The 13224-nt window shown below is 42.0% G+C and carries 10 protein-coding genes; 8 read left to right on the top strand and 2 right to left on the bottom strand.

From position 1 onward, the window contains the following. Window positions 1-8: 8 nt before the first annotated feature. Window positions 9-476, bottom strand: a complete 468-nt coding sequence (locus tag WKT03_RS06950; RefSeq protein WP_021944425.1) for an Lrp/AsnC family transcriptional regulator — start codon at window positions 474-476, stop codon at window positions 9-11. A gap of 265 nt (window positions 477-741) precedes the next feature. Between WKT03_RS06950 and WKT03_RS06945 the strand changes: the two genes are divergently transcribed. The 4 genes from WKT03_RS06945 to WKT03_RS06930 are packed head-to-tail and all read left to right on the top strand — an operon-like array spanning window position 742 to window position 6819. Beyond that, window positions 742-1560, top strand: a complete 819-nt coding sequence (locus WKT03_RS06945) for a pseudouridine synthase (protein WP_117807448.1) — start codon at window positions 742-744, stop codon at window positions 1558-1560. Next, window positions 1530-3491: an NAD-dependent DNA ligase LigA gene (ligA, locus tag WKT03_RS06940; protein WP_340391335.1), complete on the top strand. Its 1962-nt coding sequence runs from the start codon at window positions 1530-1532 to the stop codon at window positions 3489-3491. The genes WKT03_RS06945 and ligA overlap by 31 nt, the downstream gene beginning before the upstream one ends. A 51-nt stretch (window positions 3492-3542) precedes the next feature. After that, window positions 3543-4487: a homoserine O-acetyltransferase MetA gene (metA, locus tag WKT03_RS06935; RefSeq protein WP_021944428.1), complete on the top strand. Its 945-nt coding sequence runs from the start codon at window positions 3543-3545 to the stop codon at window positions 4485-4487. Beyond that, a complete protein-coding gene (locus WKT03_RS06930) occupies window positions 4471-6819 on the top strand; it encodes a hypothetical protein (RefSeq protein WP_340391333.1) in 2349 nt (782 codons plus the stop codon). The genes metA and WKT03_RS06930 overlap by 17 nt, the downstream gene beginning before the upstream one ends. Window positions 6820-6907: 88 nt before the next feature. Here WKT03_RS06930 and abc-f read toward each other — a convergent pair whose 3' ends face one another. Then, window positions 6908-8839: a ribosomal protection-like ABC-F family protein gene (gene abc-f, locus WKT03_RS06925; RefSeq protein WP_340391332.1), complete on the bottom strand. Its 1932-nt coding sequence runs from the start codon at window positions 8837-8839 to the stop codon at window positions 6908-6910. A gap of 236 nt (window positions 8840-9075) precedes the next feature. Between abc-f and WKT03_RS06920 the strand changes: the two genes are divergently transcribed. The 4 genes from WKT03_RS06920 to WKT03_RS06905 all read left to right on the top strand — a co-directional run bounded on the left by WKT03_RS06920 (window position 9076) and on the right by WKT03_RS06905 (window position 13205). Then, window positions 9076-10863 carry a hypothetical protein gene (locus WKT03_RS06920; protein WP_340391330.1) on the top strand — a complete coding sequence of 596 codons (1788 nt, stop codon included), beginning with the start codon at window positions 9076-9078 and terminating at the stop codon, window positions 10861-10863. Between the two features lie 78 nt (window positions 10864-10941). Then, entirely contained in the window at window positions 10942-11580 is a 639-nt protein-coding gene (locus tag WKT03_RS06915) for a hypothetical protein (RefSeq protein ID WP_262530003.1), read from the top strand. A gap of 162 nt (window positions 11581-11742) precedes the next feature. Then, window positions 11743-12843, top strand: a complete 1101-nt coding sequence (locus WKT03_RS06910) for an FAD:protein FMN transferase (protein WP_340391327.1) — start codon at window positions 11743-11745, stop codon at window positions 12841-12843. Beyond that, window positions 12840-13205: a NusG domain II-containing protein gene (locus tag WKT03_RS06905; RefSeq protein ID WP_173788582.1), complete on the top strand. Its 366-nt coding sequence runs from the start codon at window positions 12840-12842 to the stop codon at window positions 13203-13205. The genes WKT03_RS06910 and WKT03_RS06905 overlap by 4 nt, the downstream gene beginning before the upstream one ends. Window positions 13206-13224 lie beyond the last annotated feature (19 nt).

Raw genomic sequence — 13224 nt, 5'->3', positions numbered from 1 at the left:
CAGACATACTAGATAGCATTTTCTTCATTTACAGGAGATACAATACCGATGTCGATTCCACGAGTTTGAACAGGAGTGGAGAATACGATCTGTGTTTCTGTATTTCCGAATCGCTGTAGCTGGCCAATGAAAGAATCCAGTTCCATTGTGCTTGGAAAACAAACCTTCATCAACATAGAGTAGGCACCGGTCACACAATTACATTCTAGTACATTGGGGCAGGCATCGATAAAGGGATAAAAGGTTGGTTTCTGTTTTGGATCGAGTGCCATGTGTATAAATGCGGTAATGTGATACCCCAGAGCTTCCGGGTTGATGCCTGCATGGTATCCGGTGATCACACCTGCCTTTTCCAGCCGGTCGATTCTTGCAGATACCGCAGGAGAGGAGAGAAATACTTTATTTGCCAGATACTTTAAAGGGGTTCTGGCATTGTGCTGTAATAAATGTAATATTTTCTTATCGATATTATCCATATATTCACGTCCTTTATAAAATGTTATAACTTCAGCTTCTAAATTTAAATACAAAAAAAGGTGCGTTTCCGTAGAAACACACCTTTGCGTTTGCCTTATTATACGTCGGAAAAAGAGAAAAAACAAGCCCCGAAATTGAAAAGTTGTAATTGTTTACTTTTAATGATCAGAATGGTATGATTAAAAAGATATGGTTATAAAGAAAACAGATAAAAAGAGCGGCAAAACAGTCGCAGCAGAGAGACAGAACAGGAAGGGTCATGATATGGCAGAAGGCATTCGAATTAATAAGTATCTGAGCGAAGCTGGCATTTGTTCCAGACGTGCGGCAGATGAATATATATTAAAAGGCAGGATCACAATAAATGGGAAGCCTGCGGAAATGGGGCAGAAGATAGAGGCAAATGACAGGGTAATGGTCGATGGAAAGCCTGTAAGAAAGCGTGAAGAGACAGTTATTCTTGCATACAATAAACCACTGGGACTGACCTGCACGGCAAGTCATGATGATCCGGATAACATCTTTGATCATATTAAGTATCCGATCCGATTGCAGTATGTAGGAAGATTAGATAAGGATTCACAGGGATTACTGCTTTTGACAAACGATGGAGACCTGTCAAACAGTATCCAGAAGTCAGTCAATAATCATGAGAAGGAATATCGTGTCCGTGTGAATAAGCCGATCACGGACGAATTTTTAACACAGATGGCGGCAGGTGTTCCGATTCTTGATACGGTGACAAAAAAATGTCGTCTGTATAAGATCGATAATTATTCCTTTAAGATCATAATTACACAGGGGCTGAATCGCCAGATCCGCCGAATGTGCGAATATTTTGGATATAAGGTCGTAAATCTGAAACGGCTTCGAGTGATCAATATTCGTCTGGGGAATCTGAGACCGGGTGAGTACCGCCATTTGACAAAGGAAGAAGAAACAGAACTCAGACGTTTAGTGGAACGAAAAGAAGAAGTAAAAACAAAGCGGGAAGAAGCACAGCCGGATAATAAAAATGAACAGAATGTTGTTGGAAATAAGAGGTATGTCAGTTGGAAAAGAGAGACAGAATCAAAGAATTAGTTGAAAAACTGAATGAGGCATCAAAGAAATATTATCAGGAAGATACCGAGATCATGAGCAATCTGGAATATGATGCCTTGTATGATGAACTGGTAGAACTTGAAAAAGAGACAGGAATTGTAATGTCGAACAGTCCGACGGTTCATGTCGGATATGAGATTGTAAGTGAGCTTCCGAAAGAGGCTCATGAGCATCCAATGCTTTCTCTGGATAAGACCAAGAGTGTGGAAGCACTGGCAGCATGGCTTGGCACACATCAGGGTGTGATCTCATGGAAGTTAGATGGTCTTACCGTTGTCCTTACCTATGAGAATGGCACGCTTGTAAAAGCAGTAACCAGAGGAAATGGCTTAGAGGGCGAGGTTATAACGAACAACGCAAGAGTATTTGCAAATATTCCGAAAGAGATTCCATATAAGGGTAAGCTGACGATCCGTGGAGAGGCAGTTATCAAGTATTCAGATTTTGAGAAGATAAATGAGCAGATCACAGATGCAGATGCAAAATATAAAAACCCGAGAAACTTATGCAGCGGCTCTGTCAGACAGTTGAATAACCGCATTACAAAAGAGAGAAACGTACATTTCTTTGCCTTTAATCTGGTGGATGGAGAAGATGTGGACTTTAAGAATTCCTTTTCCTATGAATTAGACTGGCTGGAGCAGCAGGGCTTTGATGTCGTAGAGCATTATTTGATCGATGCTGATAAGCTGCCGGAGCGTGTAGCAAAGTTTGCAGAACAGATTGAGCAGAACGATTTTCCTTCGGATGGTCTGGTACTGGTGTTAGAAGATCTTGCATATGGAAAGAGTCTCGGTAGAACAGCGAAGTTCCCAAGAGACAGTATGGCATTCAAATGGGCGGATGAACAGGCAGTGACCCATCTGCAGTATGTGGAGTGGAGCCCTTCCAGAACGGGACTTATCAATCCGGTTGCGGTATTTGATCCGGTGTCCCTTGAAGGAACAACAGTCAGCCGTGCAAGTATCCATAATGTCAGTATCCTTCGGTCGTTGCAGCTTGGGATCGGAGATGAGATCTCGGTCTATAAGGCAAATATGATCATTCCGCAGATTGCCGAAAATCATACCAGAAGTGGAAATGTATCGATTCCGGAATCCTGTCCTGCCTGTGGTGGTCTGACAAAGATCGTGACGGAGGGAGAGGGTGTAGATCAGGTAGAGACCCTTTATTGTACCAATGAATTCTGCCCTGCAAAGAAGTTAAAATCATTTGCTCATTTTGTATCCAGAAATGCTATGAATATTGACGGTCTCTCAGAAGCCACGATAGACAAATTTATTGAACAGGGATATCTGGATCATCTGGATGATCTCTATCACCTGAATCGTCATGAAGAAGAGATCGTTGAGTTGGAAGGCTTTGGAGAGAAGTCTTATGCGAAGCTGATTCAGGCTGTTGATACATCCAGACACACAACGATGAACCGTTTTGTCTATGGCCTTGGAATTCCTGGGGTCGGAGATGCAACAGCGAAGCTGATCTGCAAACATTTTAAAAATAACCTGGATCAGATCATGCATGCGGATGTAGAAGCATATACAGAGATTGATGGAATCGGAACAGTGATCGCAGAGGAAATTGTAAGATATTTTAAAAATCCGTCGAATTGTGCTATTATAGATAGGTTGCTTCGTGAATTAGAGTTTGAAGCAGAGTCTGAAACGGTACCACAGACGCTTGCAGGTATTACCTTTGTAATAACCGGAAGCCTGGTACAATTTGCAAACCGGGATGAGATGAAGCAGTATATCGAAGACCGGGGCGGAAAGGTAGCAGGTTCTGTATCTTCAAAGACCGGATATCTGGTCAATAACGATGTGACATCCACATCTTCGAAGAATAAAAAAGCACAGAGTCTGGGAATACCGATCATTTCAGAAGCGCAGTTTCTGGAACAGTTTTCCTGATAATATAGAAACAGAAAAATGGCAGTTGAAACAGAAAGGACTTGATAGAAAATGCCAATTAGAGTTGACGATGATTTACCGGTAAAGAAAATACTGGAGGATGAGAATATCTTTGTGATGGGTTCAGACAGAGCCATCCGTCAGGATATCCGTCCGCTTGATATATTGATATTGAACCTGATGCCTTTAAAGCAGGATGCAGAATTACAGCTTATGAGAAGTCTGTCAAATACGCCGCTTCAAGTGAATATTTCTCTGATCCGTACGATGACATATGAATCCAAGCATGCACCCAAAGGCCATCTGGAACGGTTCTACACCGATTTTTCCAGCATCAAAGATCGGAAATGGGATGGATTCATTATCACAGGAGCACCGATCGAGAAGATGGAATTTGAAGATGTAGAATACTGGGATGAATTAAAAGAAATTATGGACTGGTCGGAGAAAAATGTAACCTCTACGATCCATATCTGCTGGGGCGCACAGGCAGGTCTGTATTATCGGTATGGGGTGCAGAAGCATGAGCTGGATAAGAAATTATCAGGAATCTATATGCATCATACCTTCCACAGAAAGACACCGCTTGTTCGTGGGTTTGATGATATCTTTTATGTACCGCATTCCAGGTATACAGGTGTAGACAAAGATGAGATCGTAAAAAATCCGCACCTGGAGATCGTAGCGGAGTCCGATGAGGCAGGTCCTTATCTGATCATTGGCGATGAAGGAAAGAATATATTCGTAACCGGACATCCGGAATATGATATTCTGACGCTTGATAAAGAATATAAGCGTGATCTTGCAAAGGGACTGAATCCGGATATTCCGGTAAATTATTATCCGGACAACGATCCAAGCAAGACACCGATCAAATCCTGGCGCTGCCATGCTAATACATTATATGCCAATTGGCTGAATTATTACGTATACCAGATAACCCCGTATTTATGGACAGAAAAGGCGGATAAAAAGAAAAATGAAACAGCAGAATAAACGATTAATACTTCTATGTATAGCAGCTTTGTTGATATTGTTTATGGGAGCCGGGAAAAATACCGGAAATGTGCAGGCTGCGGAATCAGTAAAGAAACAGGAATTATCACAGGACGAGAACACACATACATTTTCAAATGCCAGTGACGGTTCCTTCCAATATGATTATGCAGTAAAGTCAGATTACTATAAAGGTATGGGTGTAGATGAGAGCACCGGACTGAAATATGCACTTGTAAGCTATGATGAGAAGCTGTGGGCGGTTGTAGTAACTAAGAAAAGTGAGTTTAATGGTTCCTATGATACCAGCTCTTATACAGGCAAGATGTCATTGAAATTTAAGCCGGCAACGACAAAGACCGTGCTTCGGTTTTCAAAAAATAAAACCGGAAACACAGCTCTTGAAAAATGCTTTTACTATAGTGACGATTATTCCATTCTGACAACCGGTTTTTCAAAGGATATATATTACATTGACGGAACACCGGTAAAAGGAATCAAGAAGGTAGCAGGAACGTATTATTTCTTCCGGAAAGGAAAGCGGGTGGATGAAACCGGCTGGTATCCATATGGAAGATCACAGGTATATGCAAAGGATGGAAAGGCAATATTCCGTTTTTCAGGAGATGCCTGTTATTCATTTACAAATGGCAAGAAACAGCGTGTAACGGATCGTTACATCAGCGTTAAAGGCACAGTGTACTGGTTTGATGCAGCGGGTGCACTGGCACAGGGAATGAAACAGGCCGGCGGAGAATATTATTATCTGCGGGATGGTGTAAGCCGTCGGAACTATTATAAAAAGGTTGATCGTTATGGCTATTATTTTGGCGAAGATGGCAAAGCAGTAAGAGATACATGGGTAAATGTAAAAAATGCCATGATGTATTTTAATGCAAATGCACGTAATACAAAGACCTATTATCTGGATGGATATAAGGACAGCGAGCGGATCGGAATGTATAAGATCTACAGTAAAAACAAATGGAATTTTGTAACAGATGGCATTTATAAGATCGATGGCTCATTTGTATATTTTAAAAATGGAAGACATTATACATCAACCAGATGGTACAGCTCAAATGATACGACCATGTATTATATCCGAAAGGGAGAAGTGCTCTATAAACGAAAACAGTCCGGAAACGGATATGTGCTGTATCAGGCAAATGGAGTCAGATGGAAGAAAGTTTCCAGTATGTGGGCGCCATATAATAAAGGAAAAACCTTTTACTATGATAAAAATGGAACAAGTCTGTACCGGTATTTTAATGCCAGCTATTCAAAGAGCAAATACAGGAACACAGTATGGATCTATGATGCAGGAAGTTCCGGATGGCAGCAGGTAACAGATAAATTATTAAATATTCATTCGGATTATTATTATATACCGGAAGATGGCGTGATAAAGGCAGAAGAGGGCTGGCAGACCATTGACAAAAAAACTGCAGTCTATACGGATGCTTCCGGAAAAGTATCAAAATACATATATTATGACAAGACCGGAAAATATTCCATATACAGAGAAGGACAGAAGCTGGATCAGATCGTTCCGGGGATTGTTACTGTCCAGATCAATGGCAAGACGGTATATTACCTGATGAATGAACAGGGACAAAGTGTATCTGGAAGTCAGTCCGTGGATGGATATCTATATGACTTTGATAAATATGGACGTGCATATAGCAGACGACTGGAAGGTTCTGTTTACTGGGATACGGATGCATGGATGAAGCGCGTGATCCTGGCATATCTGGGTAAGACAAATATATATTGCAATGTATTTGTCGATCAGGCATTTGCACTTGCTGGTGGAGATGATCCATCGCAGAAACTTGCGGTTCAGTATACAAGTCCGGAAAAAGGCGGTATCCTGTTAGATCGGATGTATACCGGAACGGAATGGGGCGGTGCCGGAACTGTGACCGGAAAAGTTGTTCTGTCAGATGGGAAAAGCTGGATGAAACAGGATTCGATTCAGTTGAATTCAGATATTGTAGATTTCTCATATGATGCATTAACTCCGGGAGACGTGATCGTATATTATAAAAACGGAGAGACAGAGGCAAGCCATGTTTCCCTGTTTCTTGGTAAGTTTAAAAATGCGGCAGCGGTTAAGAAATATCTGATCCGGATGGGTGTTTCCAAACAGTTGGCGGAAGCCTGTGTCAAGGACTGGGGCGCTTATTATGATAATGATGGAACTTACTGGTGTATTCACGGTGGAATGGGAAGCAGTAGTCAGGTCTATATCAGTAACAGTACTTATTGTATTCCGGCATCCGGCAATACATATACATATGGAAGAAAGATCATAAATGTGATCGACTGATAATACAAAAGCATTAGAATGCGGATATTGCATGGTTGTATGTAACTTACAACAGCAAATTGTCCGTATCTAATGCTTTTTTAGATGTTTATTCCTCAGAAGATAATTCTTCCCACTGTTCATACATCGTGTTCAATTCTTCTTCTACAGAATTTCGTTCTTTTGTCAGATCATTTAACAGTGCAACATTTGTTGCATTTTCAGGAACCAGAAATTCTTCATCAATTTCAGCCAGACGGTTTTCAAGCTGTTCGATCTTGTCTTCCAGCTTTTTCAGATCATTTGCTTTTTTCCGAAGTCTTGCCTGTTCGGCTTTGCTTTCCTTCCAAGAGAGCTTTGCCTGGGATTCTGTCTGTTTTTCCTGAGAGACAGTATCAGATACTGGTGCAAATGCCTGCTTTCCGGTGGAAGCCGGCTGGGCTCTGTGGCTTTCGTAGTAATCATAGTTTCCAATATAATTGGTTAACTGCTTATCCTTTAATTCGATGATCCTTGTTGCTGTCTGATTGATAAAATATCGATCATGGGATACATAAAGGACTGTTCCGGTATAGTTCCGTATCGCTTCTTCAAGGATCTCCTTGGATGTGATATCCAGATGGTTGGTCGGCTCATCGAGAATCAGGAAGTTTGCAGATGAGAGCATCATTTTGGCAAGGGATACACGCCCTTTTTCGCCCCCGCTCAAGTCTGCGATCCGTTTGAACACATCCTCTCCGGTAAACAGAAAGGCGGCAAGAACGTTTCGGATCCTGGTATTGGTCAGGTCGGGATAGGCGTTGCTGATCTCGTCAAATACCGTATTGTTCATATTCAGGACCTGATGCTCCTGATCGTAGTAACCGATCTTGACACGGGAGCCTAAGATGACAGTTCCGGCATCCTTTGGAACAAGCTTGTTGATGATCTTTAAGATCGTAGTCTTACCGGTTCCGTTTCCGCCGATCAGGGCGACATGCTCACCACGTTTGATCTCCATATTCAGATCGGAAAACAGATTATACTGTTCAAAGGCTTTGGACAGCCCTTCGATCGTAAGTACATCTTCACCGCTGATAACGGATGGTTCCAGCGTCAGCCGCATTTCACTGTTTAATTCGGTTGGCTTGTCCAGACGTTCCACACGGTCTAATATTTTTTCACGGCTTTCTGCCCGTTTGATTGATTTTTCACGATTGAACTGCTTTAATTTTGTGATAACTTCTTCCTGATGCTTGATATCTGCCTGCTGGTTTAAGTAGGCTTTCATCATATTTGTCCGGATCTCGGCGCGTTTTTGAGAGAAGTAGGTGTAGTTTCCGTTATATACGGTGCTGTGTCCACGATCAAGTTCTACGACCTTTGTTACGATCTTATCCAGAAAGTAACGGTCATGGGAGACAAGAATCACACTTCCCTGATAGCCGGTTAGAAAGGTTTCAAGCCAACTGATCGAATCCATATCCAGATGGTTGGTTGGCTCATCCAAGATGATGATATCCGGTTTTGTAAGAAGAAGTCTGCCGAGTGAAAGACGGGTTTTTTGTCCGCCCGATAAGGTATCAGTATGACGGTCGAAATCTTCTTTGGAGAAGCCGAGACCTTTTAATACTCCGGTGATCTCACTTTCGTAGGCATATCCGTTTTTATATTCAAATTCATGTGTATAGCGGTTATAGGTTGAGAGGGCGGATTTCAGTTCGTCGCCGGTCAGTGTTGTCATATCCTGTTCCAGTTTGCGGATCTTATCCTGAAGCTCGATCACAGGCTTCATGGCATCCTCCATCACGCCGTATACCGTATCGTCATAGAAAATATCCTGATGCTGGGAGAGGTAACCGATCGTACGGTCTTTTGATAAAACAATCTGTCCGGAATCTGCTTCTTCTTCCTGCATAATGATCTTTAATAATGTTGTTTTGCCTGCACCATTGATACCAACGATCGCCATTTTTTCCTTATCTTCAAGATGAAAGGATACATTGTCGAGAATTACGTTGGTTCCGAATGCTTTACTTATATTTTGACAATCGAGAATCATAAGATTCCTCCTTATTTTCTTATATCATGTCAGATCTCATAACATTATATCGGTGTGTCAGGAAATAAGCAATATCCATTGAAATAGAATTTTAATAAAAAGGGAATATTTTCACATAAAATTTAGAAAAAGGTTATGTCATAAAAATTGACTGACAAGGGAATAAAATGGTATCATAATAGTGTATTTTTGTGCGCTTTTTACGGGTGAAAGTTATTTGAAAAGCAGGTGGTTATATGGAACGTAATAATGAGTCTCTGGCACTGATCAGTGACAAAGATATTCAGGAATTGAATGATATAAGAACGAAGCTGGAACAGACGTTGATGACGAAGCTCAGAAATGCCGGAATCTATTTTCACAGTATGTCGAGAGTGAAGACATTGACGTCATTACAGCGTAAGTTAGATACAGGAAAATATGGCACAGGAAAAGATGATAAAAAGATTCAGGATCTGATCGGTATCCGTATTAATTTATTTTATACAGAAGATATCAGGATCAGTGAAGCATTGCTTGAAGATACATTTATGGTAGATAACTGGTCGAAGACGGCATGGGAAGAAAACAGGTTTGAAGCACAGAAGTGTAATGGTGTATTTAAGATCCCAAGCAAATATCTGATCAACATATCCGATCAGTTGTGGGAGCAGCCATTTGACCGGACCTTTGAGGTTCAGCTCAGAACGGTTCTGTTTGAGGGCTGGCATGAGATCGAGCATGAGATGCGGTACAAGTATAAAATGGATGAAGGCTTTGATGATAACAGAAGCAGTTTGTGGGATGGACAGGAGAAGGATGCCCGCATGATGAACAGCATCATCGCAAACCTAGAGCTGTGCGACTGGTCAATCGTGCAGATCTTCGATAATCTGGCAAGAGACCAGTATATTAAGAAAAACTGGGAAAATGCGATCCGAAGCAAATACCGGTTAAAGATCACACAGGATAAGATCAAGCCTGAGGTTCGTGCATATTTTGATGAACATCCGGAGGTCGTAGAGAAGTTCTGGGCGGTATCCAAGCAGCAGCTTGTAAATATTCTGCTGAATAAAAAATATCAGAAGGTATTGTCGCCGAACCGGGTAATCTACCTTATCAATAAAGAAGTGGTAAATGATGAATTCATATCAGCACAGCTTGACAGAGAACAGTTCGGCAGAGTGCTGAACAAAGAGATTAAGCAGGAGATCCGTCCATTGGTATCGGATCTGGTATTTGACCAGAGGATTCGGATACGGGATGACGGATTTGACCGGGCAAGTGAGATTATATATGAATGGGCATATCAGCATATTTCCCTTATATTCGGACAGATGCCGAAAAAACTGGAATCCGTTTCTTATGAAGTGATGGGATATAAGTTAAAGGTCGTTGCAGAGAAAGAATATTTTCTTATGGATATGCAGACAATCAGCAATGAAGAAGCCGGTATGATCTGGCATGTGGTTGCAGAACTTAGAAAAGACAATGATGGACTGTATCTGACCTGCCGTCATATCTGTGAGAATATCTATTCCAGAGAGCGCCGGTATAATCGACCAAAGTTTATGCGGGATATATTTAATCAGGTCGGATTCTTGGATGCGGACGTATTTATGGATGAAGACACCGAAGCGGTTCCGATATCCGCAGACCAGCTTAAAAACCTTCTTTCACATGCTGGTAGAAGTCTTCCGGTGATCCTTGTAGATAAGCCGGATCAGATTCCGGACTGGGCGCAGGATTTTGACGGATATACGATCAATGCAGAGGTTCTCTGTAAATCATTAGCCGGTATCTGTCATGTGTTCCTGGGAGATGAGAGCTGTATCAGTCGGATGCAGGAGATCTATGGAAATGAGAGTGTTGATGGCGCGGTATTCTACTGGGGCAGAGATGATGAAAGCCCTACGATATTTACACAGGAGGCCATCCGAAAAGCTTGTTTTGAAGAGGTCAATCACAGCGTTGATGAAGACGAGGAATACGAGAAAGCTTTCCGATATCGTCTGCGAGAACTGGTCTGTCAGGAATTCCATTAAAAACCGGGTTGCAAAGATCAGAAAATGGATGTATGATTTGAGCGGAACAAATTTGAATGAAGTGGAGACAATATACAAATGGAAATCAGAGATATAAATGAAATACGGTCAGCGATCAAGTACATGGATTACAAGCCTGTAATGCTGGCAAAGTTTTATGATATTAAAAGCTTATTGTTTAAAGAGATTTTAGAGAACGAAGACTATTACAAGGTTGCCAGCATATTACCGAATCCGGGCAATGACAACAAGATTGTAAAGTGTGTCAACATTCTGGATAAGAAATACATGGCAGGACGGGAAGTTGTAGACTGCACGAAGACACCGGGAGCAATACCGGCTGAAGCTGCAGAGATTCTGAAAAGCATTCGTACGACAGAAGATCCTGCATCTGTAAAGCTTTCCTTCGGTAAAGAAATGAAAGCAGAGGTATATATGAATATCCCAAGAGGTAACAGTCTTACGATCTCAGATATGACGATCACACCGGAGACAGAGCTTACAGTGATGAATCTGTATAATACATATTATACAGAGGGCTTTATACTTGCACTTCACTTTGATGAGTTTGCAGTAGCGATAGAGCCATCTGCCTTAGACGGAATCAAAGGTCAGGGTGATGTATTTGTTTATGCGATGACAAAGAATGCCATTTATAAAGATTTTGGAAGCAGATACTTTGATGTAGAAGCAATCCTGAAATATTACAGAGGATAGAAAAAGGTGCAGAGCGAGGAGCTTTGCAGACAGAGACAAAAAGAGAGCTGGAACCGTGGTTGGCAACAGCTCTTTTAATTTACGCGTGGGATGTTCCTGTGAACAGGTTTGCAAAGTGTGTTTATGCCTGTATTGGCTGTTATATATGGAGGAATAAATGCTTTGAAGAATAAACTTGCATTATTATCAGGTATATTATGTATCGGGCTGGTAATTGCGTTTATCTTTTATACCGGAAAGGATAACCAGAAAAAAAAGGGGTATACGACGACCGGATTTGCCATGGGAACTGCAGTTACGGTATCGGTCTATTCGGATCAGGGCAGACAGGATGCGGATGCTGTGATCGACTGTGTAAGCAGACTGGAGCGTGAACAGATCTCATGGCGGATAGAAGGCGCAGAGGTATACCGTGTGAATCATGAATATAAGGCAGGAGAGCCTTATGAGATAAGCTATGACCTGGCATCTGCGGTCTTGCAGGGAAAAGAAGTAAGCGCGGCAGGAGATGATCTGCTGGCACTCACGATCCGTCCGTTAGCGTCCTGCTGGGGTATCGAAGATGGGAAGAAAGAAGTACCGGAGACTCAGAAGATAGAAGAAGCCTGTTCGATAGTTAACGATTCGAAAGTGCATATCGTAGACGAACAGGGAAAAGAGCTGACACAGGTAAGTGAGCTTTCAGAGGATGGAACATGGTATGTGCTGTTTGATGAAACAGGCTTAAGCCTTGATTTCGGTGCGATGGGAAAAGGCATTGCTTGTGATCGGGTGGCAGAAAGCCTTGAAGAAAATCAGGTGGAAGGCGCTTGTGTGGCAGTCGGCGGCAGCGTTTTATGCTACGGCGCAAAGCCGGATGGTTCCGGTTTCCGGATCGGTATTCGTGATCCGAGAGGAAATGAAAATGATATGATGGGAACCGTAGAAGTCCGGTCAGACAGGCATCCGGTCTATATATCAACATCCGGCGATTATGAGAAGTATTTTATTCAGGATGGAAAAAGATATCATCATATCTTAAATCCAAAGACCGGATACCCGGCAGACACCGGAACGATATCAGCGACAGTGATCTGTGAAAGCGGTGCATTAAGTGATGCCTTATCAACGATGTGTATTCTGCTTCCGGCGGATCGGGCACTTAAGCTTGTAAAAAGCTTTGACGCAGATGTGATCCTGATCGATAAGGATAAGAATATATATATGACAGAGCAGGCAGGAAAACAGTTCACGATAACAAATGGAGACTATAAAGTAAAATGATAAAAAAAAGAGACATCATTCTGGCACTTGTGCTGATCCTTTTAGGAATCGTCTGCTATGGAGTCATCCGGCTGGGTCAGAAAAAAGGCAGTCAGGTTATTATATATGAAGACCAGAAAGAGATTGGCAGATATGATCTGAATACAGATACCACGAAAGAGATTCAGACCGCAAAAGGAATGAATATTCTGGAAATAAAGAATGGAATGGCATATGTAACAGAAGCAGACTGTCCGGATCAGGTATGCATCCGTATGGGGAAGATATCAAAGACAGGAGAAAATATCGTCTGCCTGCCGCATAAGCTGGTGATTCAGGTGGAGGGTGATGTTGGACAGAAATCAGAATATGATAATCGATAAGAGCTATTCATAGTATAGC

Origin of the sequence: Coprococcus sp. HCN-4056 (genome assembly GCF_037892645.1) — a bacterium.
Lineage (GTDB): Bacteria > Bacillota > Clostridia > Lachnospirales > Lachnospiraceae > Coprococcus > Coprococcus ammoniilyticus.
Note: the sequence above shows the minus strand (reverse complement) of the source record. Positions and strands in the feature narration are given on the sequence as shown.

What these genes read in the sequence shown, in the direction of transcription:
- WKT03_RS06950 (WP_021944425.1), bottom strand. Translation starts at nt 476, where the DNA reads ATGGATAATATCGATAAGAAAATATTACATTTATTACAGCACAATGCC.
- WKT03_RS06945 (WP_117807448.1), top strand. Translation starts at nt 742, where the DNA reads ATGGCAGAAGGCATTCGAATTAATAAGTATCTGAGCGAAGCTGGCATT.
- metA (WP_021944428.1), top strand. Translation starts at nt 3,543, where the DNA reads ATGCCAATTAGAGTTGACGATGATTTACCGGTAAAGAAAATACTGGAG.
- WKT03_RS06930 (WP_340391333.1), top strand. Translation starts at nt 4,471, where the DNA reads ATGAAACAGCAGAATAAACGATTAATACTTCTATGTATAGCAGCTTTG.
- abc-f (WP_340391332.1), bottom strand. Translation starts at nt 8,839, where the DNA reads ATGATTCTCGATTGTCAAAATATAAGTAAAGCATTCGGAACCAACGTA.
- WKT03_RS06920 (WP_340391330.1), top strand. Translation starts at nt 9,076, where the DNA reads ATGGAACGTAATAATGAGTCTCTGGCACTGATCAGTGACAAAGATATT.
- WKT03_RS06915 (WP_262530003.1), top strand. Translation starts at nt 10,942, where the DNA reads ATGGAAATCAGAGATATAAATGAAATACGGTCAGCGATCAAGTACATG.
- WKT03_RS06905 (WP_173788582.1), top strand. Translation starts at nt 12,840, where the DNA reads ATGATAAAAAAAAGAGACATCATTCTGGCACTTGTGCTGATCCTTTTA.